Below are 16202 nucleotides of genomic sequence, written 5' to 3' on the forward strand. Positions count from 1 at the left end.
CGGGATATTAAGGCTTAACGCCACCCGAGTCTTAGGTAGAATTTACTTCGTACACTAATTTACCAGGAATAATATAAAATGTCAAATACTATTTAAACCATTTTTCTTTTAATTTGTTAATTGTCCCATCTTTTTGCAGCGATTTTAGTGCTGAGTTTAATTTATCACGTAAAACGGGATCTTTTTTGCTTACACCAACAGCAAATTCTTCTGGTGGATATGGCAAACTAACTTTTTGAAACTCATTTTTATATTTACTATGACTTAAATAATAATTGGCATATACGCTATCAATTAGCAAACCATTTATTCGACCAGCTTTTAGATCAATAAAAGCTTCGTTATATGTATCATATAAAACTAAATTTTTAATACGTCTTTTTAAAATCTTAGGTTTAAAAATTAGATCATCATAACCAGAAGATCCAGTCTGCACACCTAAAATCTTATTATTCATTTTTTGATATGAATCGATTTGGCTATTTTTCTTAGTAACTAAGATTTGCTGATTTTTAAGATATGGTCTAGTAAATAAAACCTTTTTACGCCGTGTTTTAGTCTGTGTATAACCATTCCAAATAACATCAATTGTGCCATTACGCAATTCTGTTTCTTTCATTGACCAATCAATTGTTTGAAAGTCTGCTTTTAACCCTAACTTTTTAGCAGTTGCTTTGGCTAAATCAACGTCAAACCCAACTAACTTGCCATTTTTTTGACGAAAGTCCATCGGAACGAAACTGTCATCAATTCCGATTACTAAAGTTTTATTTTGTTCAATTGCTGTCCAATTATTAGCACGTTTGCTGCAGCCAAAAATTATAACAATTAAAAATAGCGCGATAGAAATTAATAAATTGCGAAAACTTTTTTTCATTATTCAAAACTACCTGCAGCTTTCACATCTAAAACTTTATCAGCGACCGCCTTACCAAAGCGATGATCGTGAGTAATCACAATTTGCGTTACGCCTTTTTTCTTTAGCTCAAAAAAGATTTCTTTAACCTTATCAACTAAGCTAGGATCTAATGCACTAGTAGGTTCATCATAACAAAGAATTTCTGGCTGCATCTGCAAAGCTCGAGCAATTGCTACTCTTTGCTTTTGGCCGCCAGATAATTGATAAGGGTAGCTTCGTTTAAGCGAAGAGATTTCTAGCTGCTCCATTACTTTATCAGCTTCTTTTACGGCTATTTGTTTATCCATTTTATTCACCATAATCGGCGCTAAAGTAATATTATCTTGCACAGTTAAATTAGGAAATAAATTAAAATCTTGAAATACCATCCCTACCAAATGATTTTGACGATCTCTGGGATCAAATTCTTCCCCATAATGGAAAAAATGCCCTGTATCAGCTTTTTCTAAACCAGCAATAATTCTCATTAAAGTTGTCTTACCAGCGCCAGAAGGACCAATAATACTCAAAATTTCGCCTTTATTTAAAGAAAGACTGAGATGGTTAATAACTTGTTTAGAATCAAAACTTTTATTTATATCTTTTAATTCAAGAACTTTATTTCCAGACATTACTTCTCTTTTCAACCTTTCTCAAAATGTAAGTCAAAATCGCTGTCATTGCTAAATAAACTACGCCGACTAATACTAAAGGAACTAATGAAACATCCCGTGCAGTTGCCACATTTCCGGCACGCAGCAAGTCCCCTAAGCCAATTACATAAACTAAACTTGAATCTTTGACTAGATTGATCAATTCATTGCCAATTGACGGCAAAACAATCTTAAAAACTTGAGGTCGGATTATTTTATAGACTGTCTGCCAATGAGACAATCCCAAAATGTTAGCTGCTTCAATTTGACCTTTAGGAATAGCTTGCAAGCCTCCACGAAAGATTTCCGCAAAATATGCAGCATAATTAATAATAAAAGCTATCAAGGCCGACTCATATCTAGGAAAAACAATTCCAATGGTTGGCAAGCCGTAAAAAATAAAGATTAATTGTAAAAGCAGCGGCGTTCCTCGGATTACCCAAACATAGAATTTTAAAATTGCCTTTAAAATCCTTATGTTTGAAAGTAGCCCAAAGGCAACTAATAATCCCAACGGCAGAGAAACCACAGTCGTCCAAACAAAAATTTCAATGGTTAAAGTTGCACCAGAAAAAAGAGACGGCAAAATACTAAAAATATAATTAATCATCAACGAAATCCTTTTTAAGAATTAAAATAAAACATTAACCTATTTAAACAAAAGATTTCACTATTTTCAAGACAAAAAAGAATCTGCCACTCAATCTGTAGCAGATTCTTTTAATTTAATAGCTTTGTTAAATTAAACTAAGTTTAATGGATCCAAGTGGATACCAGGGCCAAAGGTTGCTGAAACTGCAACACTCTTAATGTATTGACCTTTAGCTGATGCTGGACGAGCACGTAAAATTACGTCACGTAAAGCGTCAAAGTTTTCAGCTAATTTTTCAGTTTCAAATGAAGCCTTACCGATTGGTGCGTGAATTAAACCTTGCTTGTCAACACGGTATTCAACTTGACCAGCTTTAACGTTCTTTACAGCCTTTTCAACGTCCATAGTAACAGTACCAGTCTTAGGGTTGGGCATTAAGCCTTTAGGTCCTAAGATACGTCCCAAACGACCAACCTTAGCCATCATCATTGGAGTTGCAACAACAACATCAAAGTCTAAGTAACCGTTTTGAACTTTTTCTACTAAGTCATCTGAACCAACTTCGTCAGCGCCTGCTACCTTAGCTGCGTCAGCTTGTGGACCTTCAGCAAATACAACAACCTTTTGGGTCTTACCAGTACCATTAGGTAAAACTAAAGAACCACGAATTTGTTGATCTGCTTGCTTTGGATCAACAGATAAATTGTAAGCAACTTCAATAGTTGCATCAAAACCAGCGTATGAAGTTTCTTTAACTAACTCCATAGCTTCGTTTACTGAATATAACTTAGTTGGATCAACTTTTTTAGCTGCTTCTAAATATTTCTTACCATGCTTTGCCATGTATTATTCCTCCTGAAAATGTGGTCAAACGAGTCTTCTCAAACTCTCCCACCTTGATTCGTTAACTTTGATTAACGATCCGACGTTCCTAGAAATTAGTCTTCGACTTCGAAGCCCATGCTTCTAGCAGTACCTTCAATCATGCGCATAGCAGCTTCAACGTCTGCAGCGTTTAGATCTTTCATCTTGGTTTCGGCAATTTCCTTAACTTGAGCCTTGGTTACCTTAGCAACCTTCTTGGTGTTAGGTTCACCTGAACCCTTGTCAACCTTAGCAGCTTTCTTTAAAAGAACTGCTGCAGGTGGAGTCTTAGTAATGAATTCGAATGAACGATCTTCATATACAGTAATAACAACAGGGATAATCATGCCCTTTTGATCAGCAGTACGTGCATTGAAGTCCTTAGTGAAACCAACAATGTTGATTCCAGCTTGACCCAAAGCAGGACCAACTGGAGGTGCAGGAGTTGCTGCACCAGCAGGAATTTGCAGTTTAACTACGTTAATAACTTTTTTTGCCACGGTCAATACCTCCTTGATTCCGTGATGCGGTTATAATGGAGAATTTTCCTTCTTCTCCTCCCACAATAATAAAGATACTCTGATATATTAACATCAAAGTTAACTTTTGACAATATTTAATTTAAGCTTCGTATTCTTTAACTTGGTCGTAATCAAGTTCAGTATTAGTTTCACGACCAAACATATCGATTGAAACAGACAATTTATATTTATCAGGTTGAATATCAGTAATTTTACCAGACATCCCTTTAAATGGCCCTTCTGTAATAGTTACAGTTTGGCCAACTTCATAATTTGCATCAGAATGCTTTGCTGGTTGACCTTGTTGTTTTAAGATACGTTCAATTTCTTCATCGTATAATGGCGAAGGTTTAGACCCACCACCGTGGCTGCCGACAAATCCGGTTACGTTAGGCGTATTTCTAACAACGAACCAACTTTCATCAGTCATTACCATTTCTACTAAAACGTATCCAGGAAATACCTTTTCTTCAACTTCCTGCTTTTTACCACGAACAGTTTCGGTTTTTTCTTCTTCTGGAACAATTACGCGGAAAATATAATCTTGCATTCCTAAAGATTGTGCACGAGAAAGTAAGTCTTTTTTAACTTTATCTTCGTAACCTGAATAAGTATGCAATACATACCATTGTTTTTTACTAGTTTCGACCATCATTGTCTCCTTAAATTTTTTGCAAACAAAAAACCTCCATTGGAGGCCTTTTCTAACTGCTCTAAGTATATCACAAAATTTCGATTATAAGAAGAGTTGTACTAAGTAAGAAAATAGTAAATCTAATAAACCTAAGTATGCAGCAAATAAAATAGAAGATGTAATAACTACACCAGTATCACGTCTATTTTGCTTCCAACTTGGCCAAGAAACTTTAGCCATAGTTTCATTTACGCTTTTAAAGAACTTAATCATCTACTTACCTCGTTTCTCTGTGTAAAGTTTGTTTACCACAGTGTTTACAAAACTTCTTTAATTCTAATCTTTGCGTTCTATTTTTGCTTGCGCTAATTGAATAATTGCGTGAACCGCAAACTGTACAAGCAAGAGCTGCTTTTTTGACTGCCATAAAACCACTCCTAAACTGCAATTATCTTAGCAGAAAAATTGCTTCATAGCAATTACTTTAAGCTAGTTTGCCATTTTATAGCCAGAATCTTTAAATAATTTAAATCTTCCTTCTAAGCCACTAGTGATATAAACTTTTTTGTCCTTAGTAATAAAAATGGCTTCGGTATCTGGCTTTTTTTCAATATAAGCTAATCCATCTTTCAATCCCTTATCAAAAGTTGCAGTCGATAATGCATCCCCATTAGTTGAATATTTCGTAACAATCGATACACCCAATAAATTATTTTGGAAAGGATAGCCAGTTTTAGGATCCATTAAATGACTATAGATAGTATTGCCAACTTTTAAATAGCGCTCATAAATACCACTAGTAACAATTGTTTGATTCTTGGCTGGCAAACTACCAATGGCCGTTCCGCGACTTGCATCAGGATCTTGAATGCCAACATTCCAGTCGCCATGATTTGTTGGCGAAACTCCTAAAACATAAATGTTTCCGCCTAAATCAATAATTGCAGAGGTTACACCATCTTTTTGCAAGGTCTTTTTTACTTGATCGCAAATAAAACCTTTGGCAATCCCACCTAAATCTAGCGCCATGTGCTTTTGCTTTAAATAAACAGTTTGCTTTTTTTCGTTTAAAACAACGTTTTTATAATTTACTAAAGGCAAGCGCTGCTTAATTTGCGCATCGGTTGGTTTATGAGCATCAGGAAAACCAATACGCCATAAATTAGTAATTGGTCCAATTGCCATATCAAATGAATCATCTGAATTCTTACTAAAATAGTACGCCTTTTTGCATAATTCAAAAATTTCAGGTGAAACTTTTACCGGCTTTATACCAGCTTGAGCATTAATTTCATCAATTTCGCTGCCCTTTTGATTAACAGTAATTTCTTTGGCTAATTTCTTGATTGTGTCAAAACCATCTTCTAATGCAGCATCTTTATTTTTATTGTAAATTCGAATTGTACAAACTGTGCCCATTAAAAATTGCGTATCTTCAGTAGGCTTAGTAGTTAATGCAGTTTTAGGATGAGCTGGCCTTTTTGCTTGGCAAGCTTGCACAAAAACAGCTAAAGACAATAAGCTAGTTAAACAAACCAATAATTTTAAAACTTTACTTTTCATAAGACTCCATCACAAATAAAAAAGGGCTCTACGCCCTTTTTAAAATATCATGCTCTAAACTTAGTCTTTGTAAACGATATTGTCAACATGAATGAAACGTGCATTTCCTTCTTGTGCAGCATTAAGCAATTGACCTACGTAAGCGATGAATTGATTTGAAGATTCAGTAGCACCACTGACAACTTGAACCTTTTCCATGTTGCCGTTACTCTTAGCAAATTCTTCCATTAATTTTGGAATGTATTCTTTTGGACCAACTTTAGCATATTTCTTCATTTGCTTTTCGTATTTAGCATCTTTGGTCTTAGATTTACCATTCTTATCAACTTGGTCATAAGTTAATTTATCAATCTTATGGTCCTTAATTACTAAAGTATAAACTTGACGATAGCCATGGCTGTAGTTCTTTTCTTCTAGCTTATAAGTACCATCATGATACTTGGCTTTGTTAGCAATATGAATTGTTTTGGTATCGCCTGCTTGTGCAGCTTGAGTCAATTGACCAGCATAGTTGCTTGCAGTGTATGAAGAATTGGTTGCACCAGAAATTGCCGATAAGTTTCCTGGATTATCAGCACTAGCATTAGATGCCCATTCTTGATTAATTTGAGAAATATATTCTTTTGGACCAATCTTTGCATACTTCTTCATTTGCTTTTCGTAGCTAGAATCTTTAGCTTTAGACTTACCATCTTTATTTACTTGATCATACTTAGTATTCTTGATCTTACCGTTTTTAACAGTCATTTCCATTTCAACTTTGTAACCATGGTCATAACTATCTTCAACTAATTTATAAGTACCATCTTTTAAAGATGCACCAGCGATCTTTTTACCAGGCTTTTGCGTCTTTTTTACAGTTTGACTTGACTTAGCACTTGAAGAACTGGAACTTGAAGAATCCTTAGCAGTTGTAGAACATGCTGAAAGCATCAACATTGATAAACCTAATGCACCAGCACTATAAATAATTTTTCTCAATTTCATAATTTATTCAACCATCCTATCTATACAAAAATACTCCCACAATTGTGTATCTTTTCACACTTCTTAATTCTAGATCACTTGTTAATCGCTTGCAAGATAGATAATCAAATATAGTTTTTGTTTTTTAATATTTGATATTATTGAGTTTCTTTTCACTTTATATATTGGCTCATAATATTGTGAAGACATAGACATTCTCATATAGCTTTAGTATAATGAGTGCGTAAAATTTCGCTAAGATTTTTTTCTTAGCTTTATTTAGAAACTGAGGGGGTGTTAATGGTGACCCACAAAAATATTGTTGTTGTTGGGGCTGGTTTTGGTGGCATGTATACCACTAAACGTTTAGCTAAAAAGTTGAAGAAAAACCACGACGTTACTATTACTTTGATTGATAAGAATCCATTTATGACAATGGAAACTTCATTGCACGAAGTAGCAGCTGCTCGTGTAAAACCAGAAGCTATTGAATATGATTTGCAACGTTTATTTTCTCGTAGAAAAAACGTTAATGTCGTGACTGACGAAGTTTTCCAAATCGATCGTGAAAATAAATGCGTCATGGCAAAGCACGGTTCTTATCCATATGATTATCTTGTATTAGGTATTGGAGCTGAGCCAAACGACTTTGGTACGCCTGGTGTTAAGGAACATGGCTTTGTTTTAGGCAACATCGAGGATGCAATTAAGTTAAGAGATCATATCGATGATATGGTACGTTTAGGTGCTCGCGAACGTGATCCCGAAATGCGTCAAGCTTACTTAAACTTTGTCGTTGTTGGTACTGGTTTCACTGGCACCGAAATGGCCGGCGAATTAAATTCATGGCGTCCAGAATTAGCTGAAAAATATCATCTAGATCCAGATGATATTAAGATCACTATGATGGAAATGGCACCAACTGTCATGCACATGCTTGACAGCTCAGATGCTGCTAAAGCCGTCAAATATATGACCAAACACGGCATCGTCATCAAAACTAATACTGGTGTTGTTGGAGTTCATGAAGATTACATCGACTTAAAAGATGGTTCTAAATATCCAACTCATACTTTAATTTGGACTGCCGGAGTTAAAGCTTCAAGTCAAGCTGATAAACTCGGCTTTAAGCAAGGTCGAGGCGGCAGAATTATCGTTAACGAATATTCTCAAATTCCTGACGATCCTCATATCTACGTCATTGGTGACGTCGCACTTTACGATGAAGACGGAACTGGTCGCGGTCAGCCACAAGTGGTTCAAGGAGCCGAATCAGCTGGTAAAACAGCATGGAAGAATATCTTGGCTCAATTAAACAACCAAGATCCGGTTAAATTTAAAGGAAATTATCAAGGTTTCATGGTTTCTGTGGGACCTGCTTGGGGTGTAGCTTATCTACTTAATACATTTCATTTAAGTGGCTTTTTCGCAATCTTAATGAAAGATTTAGTAGATATGATTTACTTCATTGAAATTTATTCAGGCTACTATCTCTTCCACTACATCATGAACGAATGGTTCAGAATTAAGCGTCCAACTTTATGGCGTAGAAATCTTAACCGCTACGGCAACGTTTTATGGACAGTTCCTTTGAGAATTTTCTTAGGAATGATGTGGTTAGTTGACTGCTGGTACAAAGTTCAAGGTTCTGGTTCATGGTTTACTAATAAATTGCAATTGCACTTTCCATGGCTTGTGCAAGCAACTAGTGGGGCTTCAAGCAAGGCAAGTGCAACTAGCGCTGCAAGCAATAAAGCTGCTCAAAGTGCGCCAGCTATGTTTTCACTAAACTATGATTATGGTCATTCACCAATGCCTGTCTTTGATCAAATGCCACTTTGGATGCAAAATATTACTAAAGTATTTATTCCAAATAAAGATGTTGCTTTAGCTGCTCAAAAAGCAATGACAGTTACTGAAATCATTTTAGGTTTATGCTTAGTTTTAGGATTTTGTACCTTCTTAGCTGGTGGTTTAAGTGCTGTCTTTGTAGCAATCTTCTGTTTATCAGGTATGAATTATTGGGTAAATGTATGGATGGTATTTGCTGCAATTGCTGTAATGAATGGCTCAGGTCGTTCATTTGGTTTAGACATGTGGTTTGTCCCATGGCTTGAAAAAACATTAGGCAAAGCAAGATACGGCGTAATGCGTCCGATATACTATGGCAATACTAATTCTGATAAAAAATAGGTCAAATAAATAAAAAAGACTTTTAAACAAAAAGGCCTTATAGTGTAAAATCAACTATAAGGTCTTTTTTAAATGTGAGATGGTCAAAATGAAAATCAAAAAAACAAAAAAAACAAAAAATCATCTTTTTAAAGTTGGTGACTTTTTGATGATTTTTATTTTAATCATTCTAAGCTTTATCCCTACTTATTTTTTTCTACAAAAACAAACGCATAAAGCTAATGAAAATTACACATATGCACGAATTCGAGTAAATAATCAACAAGTTAAAGTAATCAAGCTTGGTGAGCATAAGCACTTTACTTGGACTTATAATCATCATAATGAAAAAAATATAGTCGAAGTTAATAACAACAAAATTCGTGTTAAAGATGCCAATTGCAAAGACCAAGTTTGTGTTAAGCAAGGCTGGAAAAGCAAGCCCGGACAAACAATCGTCTGTTTGCCGCACAAATTCTTAATCGAAATAAAGTCCAGCAATCCACATCAGCCAAATAAAACAGATAAAAAAGACTTCAATAATACTTTGGTAAATCCATGAATCAATCAAACAATCATTTAAGAGAATACATTTATATAGCTATTTTGTGCAGTCAGGGAATAATTTTAGGAATTATTGAACAAGCTTTTCCTCCAATTTTTCCTTTTGCACCAGGAGCAAAATTAGGACTAGCAAATTTAATTACTGTGATATCCCTATTTACTTTGCCCATTTCAGACTGTGTTTTACTGCTTTATTTACGTCTAGTTTTAACGGCACTAATCAGTGGCGGTGCTAGTTTATTTTTGTATTCTTTAGCTGGATCTACTTTAAGTTTTATTGCCATGCTAATAGTAAAAAAATGCTATCCTAAGTTTATGTCAATCATTGGCATTTCGATTGTCGGTGGTGCTTTTCACAATTTAGGGCAACTTTTAATCGCTATTTGGCTGGCACAAGCACCTTCTTTAATTTTATATTTACCCGTCCTCACAATTATGGGTATCTTAAGTGGTACCTTAATTGGTATATGTTCAAAATTTTTATTAAACCATGTTCAAAATTTCAATTTCATCAATTCAAAACTTCATTAGCCGGAAAGGTAAAAGAATGAAAAATAAATTTGCTTTTTGGGATGAATTTCCGGAAATCCAAAAAGATGTTATGACTGTTAACAAAATAATTCTTAGTCATGTAAAAAACATGCGTGGCACATTAGGCGATGCATTATGGGATACCTTCGATGTTCCTGGCAAGATGCTGCGTCCTGGTTTTGTAATGCTGTTTGGTCAATTTGGACCAAAAGCAAAAGAAAACCACCAAGAATTATTAAATATTGCAACTTCAATTGAAACTCTGCATAATGCCACTTTAATTCACGACGATATTATCGATGAATCAGATACACGTCATGGCAAAAAGTCAATCCAAGCTAAATACGGTAAACACATTGCTGTGTATGCTGGCGATTATTTATTTGCTATTTCACTAACTTTACTTAGCGATAATACTAAAAGTCTTGGCACGGTTAAAGTAGATGGCGAAACCATGCAAGATATTTTAATCGGCGAAACTGAGCAATATAACAATGCCTACAATGATCAGATCTCTGAAAAGCAATATTTAAACCAAATTAAAGGTAAAACCGGTGTCTTGTTTGGCTTATCTTGCTTTATTGGAGCTTATGAATCAGGAATTAAAGCCACTCAAGCTGTTAAAGCTCGTAAATTTGGCGAATATTTAGGTCAAGCTTTTCAATTAAAAGATGATATTTTAGATTACACCAGTAGTGCAGAAGCATTTAAAAAACCGGTTTTATTAGATGTTAAAGATGGCGTTTACTCTGGTCCATTAATTTTTGCCTTGCAAAAAGATAAAGATGGCCGTCTGCACGAGCTTTTAAAATTTGGCAAAGACCTCAGCCAAGAACAGCTTCTTGAAATTGACAAGCTAGTTAACAATTACGGCGGCGTTGAAAGAGCCCAAAAGTTAGCTGATGAATATACTCAAAAGGCTCTGAACAGTTTAAGAAAGAACTGGCCTGATAATGAAACACGAGCTCAAATTGAAAAATTAACTAAAAAGCTTTTAGGCAGAAAATATTAAATTAATTTCAATCAAGATCAAATGATCTTGATTTTTTTATTTCTTAACTTTTTCTAAATTCTCTTTGGTAATTCTTAAACTTTCTTTTGCCTTTCTTTATATATAATTGATTACTGTAATATCTAAATTTAGGAAAGTAGGAAAATGTTTTGGAAAATAAAAAGCAAAGTTATTTTGCTTGGTGGGTTTTTATCGCCAGTTGTTTGATCTCTTTGGTAGGATTTGGCTTAATCGTAAATACCATTGGCTTATTCTTTGAACCTATCAGCAAAAGTTTCAATGCTAGTCGCGCCAACGTTGCACTCATGACTACCTTTCAAAATGCCGCTGCAGCAATTACTCTTTTGTTTGCCGGTAAAGTTATGGCAAAGTTTAACTTGCGTTGGCTTTTAACAGGCTGTTTTGCAATTATCGGTTTGAGTATGCTCTCTTTAACTCAAGCCCATAGCTTAGTTCATTTCTATATTGCTTGGACAATTATAGGAATTTGTCAACCAATTGCTATTACTTTATCTATTCCAGTATTACTTGGAAACTGGTTCAATGAAAAATTAGGTACCGTAATGGGTATTGCACTTGGTGTTTCTGCATTTGGTGGTACTGTCTTTAATCCAATTATTGGTGGCGTAATCACTAAAGCTGGCTGGCGCAACGGTTTTGTTTGTGAAGCTTTATTAATTTTATTGATCTTAGTTCCAACCGCCTTCTTTTTGCAAGCTAAACCAAATGAAAAACACCTAGCTTATGGTGAAAAGCAAGTCAAAAAAGAAGAAAAGATTGAAAATTCTGGTTTCACCTTAAAGCAAGCTCTCCATAAACCAGTCTTTTATGCTTTAGCTTTTGCAATGCTTGCTTTGCAATTTGTTTCAGGTACTGTACAACATATTTCTGGTCACATAGTAAACATTGGCTTGCCATTAACTACTGGAGCAACTGTGGTTTCAGGAGTTATGCTAGGAGCTGCTGCTGGTAAGATTTCGATCGGATTTTTCTTAGATAGATTTAACGCTAGAGTTGTATTATTTTTCTATTCATTATTCGGCTTATTAGGCTGGGGCGGACAAATCTTATTGCATAATTCAGCACAATTAGTGGCATCAGCCTTTGTATTAGGTTTAGGTCAAGGCGTCTGCTTAGTTGCATTACCATATCTTATTCGACAAGAATTTGGTGCAAAAGATTATAGTAATATTCTTTCTGTAATTAACATGCTTGGCGCCTTTGCAATGTCAGCTTCAGTATACCTTGTTGGATTATTCTTTGATCAAACTGGCTCATATAATTTAGGTTGGACAATTAATGCAATTGCCTATATCGCAAGTTTTGTTGCTTTAGTTTTAACTTTAAAAAAACAAAACGCTAAATCTTAATTATCACTTTTAAAAGCTCACATTTTATTGTGAGCTTTTTGAGTTACACTAAAAATAACTATATTGTGGAGGCAAAAAAATGAAAATTGTAATTGCACCAGATTCATTTAAGGGCTCTCTTTCGAGCAATGAAGTAAGCACCGCTATTAAAACTGGACTTAAAAAGATTTTTCCTGAAGCAAGTTATACCAGTATTCCCATGGCTGATGGTGGCGAAGGAACAATGGATGCACTAGTTCAAGCTAGTAATGGTACTTATTTTACTGAAAAAATTTTAGACCCATTGAATCATTTAGCGCAAGCAAAATGGGGACTTTTAGGCGACAAAAAAACAGCCATCATTGAAATGGCTCAAGCCAGCGGCCTACAATTTGTAAATTCTCAAACTGCTAATCCTTTAAAAACTTCCACTTTTGGTACAGGACAGCTTATCAAAAAAGCCTTAGATCACGGCGTAAATAAAATTATTATAGGTCTTGGTGGAAGTGCTACAAATGATGCCGGGAGTGGAATGACTCAAGCTTTAGGCGCACATTTTCTAGATAAAAATGGAGACGAAGTAAAAGCTTGTGGTGGCAATTTAAATTTAATCCAGAAAATTGATCTGAGCAATTTAGATGATCGTCTTGCTAAAACCGCTATTATTTTGGCTTGTGACGTTTCTAATTCACTAATTGGCGCAAATGGTGCTTCTTATGTATTTGGTCCGCAAAAAGGCGCAAGCAATGAAATGGTTGAATTATTAGATAAAAATCTAACCTACTTTTCTGATTTAGTTAAAAAACAATTGCACAAAGACTATGCTTTTAAAGCCGGCGCAGGTGCTGCTGGCGGCTTAGGATATGGATTAATGGTTTTTGCTAATGCTAAGATTCAATCAGGCGTAGAAACTGTTTTAAAATATACTAACTTTGCTAAAAAAGTCCAAGATGCTGACTTCGTTTTTACCGGTGAAGGCGCAAGCGATTATCAAACCCAATTTGGCAAAACCCCTTTTGGTGTAGCTAAGCTAAGTAAAAGAATCACTCCTAATTGCAGCGTTATTTGTCTAACCGGCAACATGGGAACCAAAATTGACGAACTATATGGAAAAGATAAAATCGATGCCATCTTTACTACTGAAACTGGCGCTAAAGAATTACGACAAGCAATGAAGGATAGCTTTGATGATATAGCAATCGTCTCAGAAAATATCGCCCGCTTAATAAAAAGTATTAGATGAAAAGGCCGAGCATTTTGCCCGGCTTTTATTGTATGCTATCGCTTAATTCATTTTTTAATCTAGCTAATGCATGATAATTCTTCTCTAAATCATGTTCAATTTGTTTATACAAGGTAAAAATTTTTTGATATTTAAGCGCATTTATTTCATTTGGAAAATAAATTTTCTCATCTCCAGCAAAATCTTTGATATCATTTAAAGTTTCGCTTTTTCCTAGCGCTTGACGCGCTAAAAACATAGCTGCAAAAGCGCCACTTTGTTTTTGCTTTACCTTAACTGTGGGCAAATTAAAAATATCAGCAATTAACTGGCAAATAAAATTACTTTTAGTAAAACCGCCAGTAAGTTTTAAACATCTTGGTTTACCAACATTATCTAGCAATCCTTCAGCAGCCATTTTCATGTTTAAAATTAGTCCTTCGATAACAGCCCTGGCTAATTCAGCTTTTTGATGTTGGCGAGTAAGCCCCACGAAAGAACCACTAGCCTCTGAATTCCAGATCGGTGCCCTCTCTCCGCCTAAATATGGATAAAATAAAAGTCCTTTACTACCGACACTTGCGACAGCAGCTAATGTAAGATAATCTTCAAAAGTTGCATCTGATCCAAGCAATGCATTTTTTGCCCATTGTAAAACAATTCCACCATTGTTAATGGGACCACCTACTAGATAATGAGTATGATCCACAGGATAGCAAAAAACGCGCTTATAAGCATCTTTAATTAGATATGGTGCAATTACCCTAATTGCAGCAGAAGTCCCGACATTGATTGCAAAATTTTCATTATTAAGCACATTAACACCAATTGTAGATGAATAGCCATCGCTTGCGCCTAAAATTACCTTGGTATCAGTTTGCAAACCTAATTTTTGAGCATAATAAGGCAAAACATTGCCAACAATCATTGTCGGAGCAGCAACTTCAGGTAGTTGCTTTTTTTTAATTTCTGCTTTTTCAAGCATGTCTGAATCCCATTGCTGTGTTTTTAAATTAAATAGCCCTGTCCCAGCAGCCATTGTTGTATCTGTCATCAATTTATTGGTCAGACGATAAACAACATACTCCTTGATACCTATCCAATAATTAGCCTGTTCAAACAATTGTGGATGTTCATTTTTAAGCCACATTAATTTATATATTGGTGCCATTGCATGTGGCGGCATCCCTGTTTGACTGTAAACTTGATCAGCCAAATTGCTATTTTTAGCTTCTTGAACAACCTTTTGACTGCGATTATCAGCCCAAGTGATACTATTAGTCAGCAACTGTTTATTTTTATCAAGTCCAATCAAACTGTGCATTTGAGCTGACCAAGATATAGCTTTAATATTTTTACTGCCATTTTGACTTAGCTTAAAAATCACGTCTTGCACGGCAGAAAAAATAACCTCAGGGTCTTCAACCGCTTTTCCATTTTGATCTTGGATTAAGGGATATGACTTGCTAGCTTGACCTTCTACTTGCGCATTTTCATCATATAAAATTCCCTTAGTTGCTGTAGTTCCAATATCGATGCCTAAAATATAGTCCATTTTTTACTCACTATCATTATTAATTTTGAAATTCTCTAAAAAAAAGAACAACCACAATGGTTGTTCTTTGGTGGTCAAACATACGCGTGACCACTGTGCGTAGAATAATTAGGAATTGTTATTTCTTAAGATTTTCGTTTACGAAGGCTTCGATCTTGTCGTCTGAGTCTTTCAAAAATGGAAGCATATCTTGCTCCGTCTTCATGGTATCTCTACCATTTTTCTCCATGAAGTAGTCCCAAAGGGCATCTCTAACTGGCATATCTGAATCACTCCAGTCAAAAACTTCCTTCATGTGACGATCTAACAATTCTGTTTTAATAATCTCTGCCATCTTAGAATTACCTCCTAAATAAATTCTACAAGATTAATTATAACCCTTTTGGTGCTAGTAACACAAAATTTATACTATTTATCAAAATTAAATACTTCCAGCATCTTTCTCTTTATCCTACCTTTAGCTGTGATTAATTGTTCAATGCCGCAGGCAGCTTTTTGCGCAGCGAGTTCAATATCAAGTTTTCCCAATAATACTAAAAAGGCATATAGTTCTGTGATACTCAATTTAGATAAAAAATATTGATATCTCGCATTTACCGGATATTCGCTTAATTCTATCGAGCTTTCATTAATCGCACCACTTTCTTTGATCACCTCATATGAAACTGCCCTTGAATAAGGTTCGCGCTGTTTAGCTAATTCATAACGCAATAAGTTTTTGGCATGATTTACAAAATTAGCTTTAAAAAATGCTCCAAAATCTTTACTCTTTTTCAGATCAAACAAGCAGCACGTTTCATAGCAAATAATTAAGGCTTCCTGCATCCAATCATCAATATCAAAATGACGAATATAAATCTGCGAACGCACATTATTGACTACAGGCTGATAGCGCATAGTTAATTCAAATAAAGCATCATTGTCTTTAGCTTTAACTTTTTCAATTAATTCATAATCAGAAAAATATTTCATAAAATACTCCACTTCCTAGTAAATGTTTTTTACAGGATAGGTGAAGCAATAGATTACTCTTAAGCAAACAAACGTTTAAAGAATTCAGTATTAAGATTTTGTATAAAAAAAGAGATACAAATTATATTTTTTGC

The 16202-nt window shown here is 34.9% G+C and carries 19 protein-coding genes and 1 other annotated feature (1 of these 20 running past the window's edge); of the genes, 6 read left to right on the top strand and 13 right to left on the bottom strand.

Annotated elements, in window-relative coordinates:
* Positions 1–54, bottom strand: a sequence feature (ribosomal protein L10 leader region) (it extends 69 nt beyond the left edge of the window).
* A 34-nt stretch (positions 55–88) separates the two neighbouring features.
* From BN55_RS01450 to pplA, 10 genes are all read right to left on the bottom strand, one after another.
* The gene (locus BN55_RS01450) at positions 89–877 is read right to left on the bottom strand and encodes an amino acid ABC transporter substrate-binding protein (protein WP_008469816.1); all 789 of its coding nucleotides are present in this window, start codon (positions 875–877) and stop codon (positions 89–91) included.
* On the bottom strand, positions 877–1530 hold the full coding sequence (locus tag BN55_RS01455) for an amino acid ABC transporter ATP-binding protein (RefSeq protein WP_008469817.1): 654 nt from the start codon (positions 1528–1530) through the stop codon (positions 877–879). The genes BN55_RS01450 and BN55_RS01455 overlap by 1 nt, the downstream gene beginning before the upstream one ends.
* Positions 1517–2161, bottom strand: a complete 645-nt coding sequence (locus BN55_RS01460; protein WP_008469818.1) for an amino acid ABC transporter permease — start codon at positions 2159–2161, stop codon at positions 1517–1519. Before BN55_RS01460 ends, BN55_RS01455 begins: the two co-directional genes overlap by 14 nt.
* A gap of 132 nt (positions 2162–2293) precedes the next feature.
* Positions 2294–2986, bottom strand: a complete 693-nt coding sequence (gene rplA, locus BN55_RS01465; protein WP_008469820.1) for a 50S ribosomal protein L1 — start codon at positions 2984–2986, stop codon at positions 2294–2296.
* Positions 2987–3081: 95 nt separating this feature from the next.
* The gene (gene rplK, locus BN55_RS01470; RefSeq protein WP_008469823.1) at positions 3082–3507 is read right to left on the bottom strand and encodes a 50S ribosomal protein L11; all 426 of its coding nucleotides are present in this window, start codon (positions 3505–3507) and stop codon (positions 3082–3084) included.
* Between the two features lie 121 nt (positions 3508–3628).
* On the bottom strand, positions 3629–4180 hold the full coding sequence (nusG, locus tag BN55_RS01475; RefSeq protein ID WP_008469825.1) for a transcription termination/antitermination protein NusG: 552 nt from the start codon (positions 4178–4180) through the stop codon (positions 3629–3631).
* A gap of 84 nt (positions 4181–4264) precedes the next feature.
* Positions 4265–4435 (bottom strand): preprotein translocase subunit SecE, encoded by a 171-nt coding sequence (gene secE / locus BN55_RS01480; protein ID WP_008469826.1) that lies wholly within the window; start codon positions 4433–4435, stop codon positions 4265–4267.
* Between the two features lie 4 nt (positions 4436–4439).
* Positions 4440–4589, bottom strand: a complete 150-nt coding sequence (gene rpmG, locus BN55_RS09685; protein WP_081497828.1) for a 50S ribosomal protein L33 — start codon at positions 4587–4589, stop codon at positions 4440–4442.
* 62 nt (positions 4590–4651) lie between these two features.
* Positions 4652–5725, bottom strand: a complete 1074-nt coding sequence (locus BN55_RS01485) for an FAD:protein FMN transferase (protein WP_008469827.1) — start codon at positions 5723–5725, stop codon at positions 4652–4654.
* Between the two features lie 60 nt (positions 5726–5785).
* A complete protein-coding gene (gene pplA / locus BN55_RS01490; protein ID WP_008469828.1) occupies positions 5786–6712 on the bottom strand; it encodes an extracellular electron transfer flavoprotein PplA in 927 nt (308 codons plus the stop codon).
* A gap of 279 nt (positions 6713–6991) precedes the next feature.
* Between pplA and BN55_RS01495 the strand changes: the two genes are divergently transcribed.
* The 6 genes from BN55_RS01495 to BN55_RS01520 all read left to right on the top strand — a co-directional run bounded on the left by BN55_RS01495 (position 6992) and on the right by BN55_RS01520 (position 13562).
* Positions 6992–8884, top strand: coding sequence for an NAD(P)/FAD-dependent oxidoreductase (locus BN55_RS01495; protein WP_008469830.1), 1893 nt, complete (start codon positions 6992–6994; stop codon positions 8882–8884).
* A gap of 88 nt (positions 8885–8972) precedes the next feature.
* Positions 8973–9425, top strand: a complete 453-nt coding sequence (locus BN55_RS01500; RefSeq protein ID WP_008469832.1) for a NusG domain II-containing protein — start codon at positions 8973–8975, stop codon at positions 9423–9425.
* Positions 9422–9958 (top strand): Gx transporter family protein, encoded by a 537-nt coding sequence (locus BN55_RS01505; protein ID WP_008469834.1) that lies wholly within the window; start codon positions 9422–9424, stop codon positions 9956–9958. The genes BN55_RS01500 and BN55_RS01505 overlap by 4 nt, the downstream gene beginning before the upstream one ends.
* A gap of 16 nt (positions 9959–9974) precedes the next feature.
* On the top strand, positions 9975–10970 hold the full coding sequence (locus BN55_RS01510) for a polyprenyl synthetase family protein (RefSeq protein ID WP_008469836.1): 996 nt from the start codon (positions 9975–9977) through the stop codon (positions 10968–10970).
* Positions 10971–11119: 149 nt separating this feature from the next.
* Positions 11120–12340 (top strand): MFS transporter, encoded by a 1221-nt coding sequence (locus BN55_RS01515; RefSeq protein ID WP_008469837.1) that lies wholly within the window; start codon positions 11120–11122, stop codon positions 12338–12340.
* A 79-nt stretch (positions 12341–12419) separates the two neighbouring features.
* Positions 12420–13562, top strand: coding sequence for a glycerate kinase (locus tag BN55_RS01520; RefSeq protein ID WP_008469838.1), 1143 nt, complete (start codon positions 12420–12422; stop codon positions 13560–13562).
* Positions 13563–13587: 25 nt separating this feature from the next.
* On the opposite strand, the gene BN55_RS01525 is transcribed toward BN55_RS01520, so the two are convergent.
* The 3 genes from BN55_RS01525 to BN55_RS01535 form a co-directional block, all read right to left on the bottom strand.
* Positions 13588–15096 carry a gluconokinase gene (locus tag BN55_RS01525; protein WP_008469839.1) on the bottom strand — a complete coding sequence of 503 codons (1509 nt, stop codon included), beginning with the start codon at positions 15094–15096 and terminating at the stop codon, positions 13588–13590.
* 118 nt (positions 15097–15214) lie between these two features.
* Positions 15215–15430, bottom strand: a complete 216-nt coding sequence (locus BN55_RS01530) for a P8 family protein (protein ID WP_008469840.1) — start codon at positions 15428–15430, stop codon at positions 15215–15217.
* Between the two features lie 74 nt (positions 15431–15504).
* On the bottom strand, positions 15505–16068 hold the full coding sequence (locus tag BN55_RS01535; RefSeq protein WP_008469841.1) for a sigma-70 RNA polymerase sigma factor region 4 domain-containing protein: 564 nt from the start codon (positions 16066–16068) through the stop codon (positions 15505–15507).
* Between the last annotated feature and the right edge of the window lie 134 nt (positions 16069–16202).

The organism is Lactobacillus hominis DSM 23910 = CRBIP 24.179, from assembly GCF_000296835.1.
GTDB lineage: Bacteria > Bacillota > Bacilli > Lactobacillales > Lactobacillaceae > Lactobacillus > Lactobacillus hominis.

Excerpts from the sequence above, each read along its gene's own strand:
- BN55_RS01510 (WP_008469836.1), top strand. The coding sequence starts at position 9,975 with ATGAAAAATAAATTTGCTTTTTGGGATGAATTTCCGGAAATCCAAAAA.
- pplA (WP_008469828.1), bottom strand. The coding sequence starts at position 6,712 with ATGAAATTGAGAAAAATTATTTATAGTGCTGGTGCATTAGGTTTATCA.
- BN55_RS01485 (WP_008469827.1), bottom strand. The coding sequence starts at position 5,725 with ATGAAAAGTAAAGTTTTAAAATTATTGGTTTGTTTAACTAGCTTATTG.
- BN55_RS01495 (WP_008469830.1), top strand. The coding sequence starts at position 6,992 with ATGGTGACCCACAAAAATATTGTTGTTGTTGGGGCTGGTTTTGGTGGC.
- rpmG (WP_081497828.1), bottom strand. The coding sequence starts at position 4,589 with ATGGCAGTCAAAAAAGCAGCTCTTGCTTGTACAGTTTGCGGTTCACGC.
- secE (WP_008469826.1), bottom strand. The coding sequence starts at position 4,435 with ATGATTAAGTTCTTTAAAAGCGTAAATGAAACTATGGCTAAAGTTTCT.
- BN55_RS01520 (WP_008469838.1), top strand. The coding sequence starts at position 12,420 with ATGAAAATTGTAATTGCACCAGATTCATTTAAGGGCTCTCTTTCGAGC.
- BN55_RS01460 (WP_008469818.1), bottom strand. The coding sequence starts at position 2,161 with ATGATTAATTATATTTTTAGTATTTTGCCGTCTCTTTTTTCTGGTGCA.
- BN55_RS01505 (WP_008469834.1), top strand. The coding sequence starts at position 9,422 with ATGAATCAATCAAACAATCATTTAAGAGAATACATTTATATAGCTATT.
- nusG (WP_008469825.1), bottom strand. The coding sequence starts at position 4,180 with ATGGTCGAAACTAGTAAAAAACAATGGTATGTATTGCATACTTATTCA.
- BN55_RS01525 (WP_008469839.1), bottom strand. The coding sequence starts at position 15,096 with ATGGACTATATTTTAGGCATCGATATTGGAACTACAGCAACTAAGGGA.
- BN55_RS01500 (WP_008469832.1), top strand. The coding sequence starts at position 8,973 with ATGAAAATCAAAAAAACAAAAAAAACAAAAAATCATCTTTTTAAAGTT.
- BN55_RS01535 (WP_008469841.1), bottom strand. The coding sequence starts at position 16,068 with ATGAAATATTTTTCTGATTATGAATTAATTGAAAAAGTTAAAGCTAAA.
- rplA (WP_008469820.1), bottom strand. The coding sequence starts at position 2,986 with ATGGCAAAGCATGGTAAGAAATATTTAGAAGCAGCTAAAAAAGTTGAT.
- BN55_RS01450 (WP_008469816.1), bottom strand. The coding sequence starts at position 877 with ATGAAAAAAAGTTTTCGCAATTTATTAATTTCTATCGCGCTATTTTTA.
- BN55_RS01455 (WP_008469817.1), bottom strand. The coding sequence starts at position 1,530 with ATGTCTGGAAATAAAGTTCTTGAATTAAAAGATATAAATAAAAGTTTT.
- BN55_RS01530 (WP_008469840.1), bottom strand. The coding sequence starts at position 15,430 with ATGGCAGAGATTATTAAAACAGAATTGTTAGATCGTCACATGAAGGAA.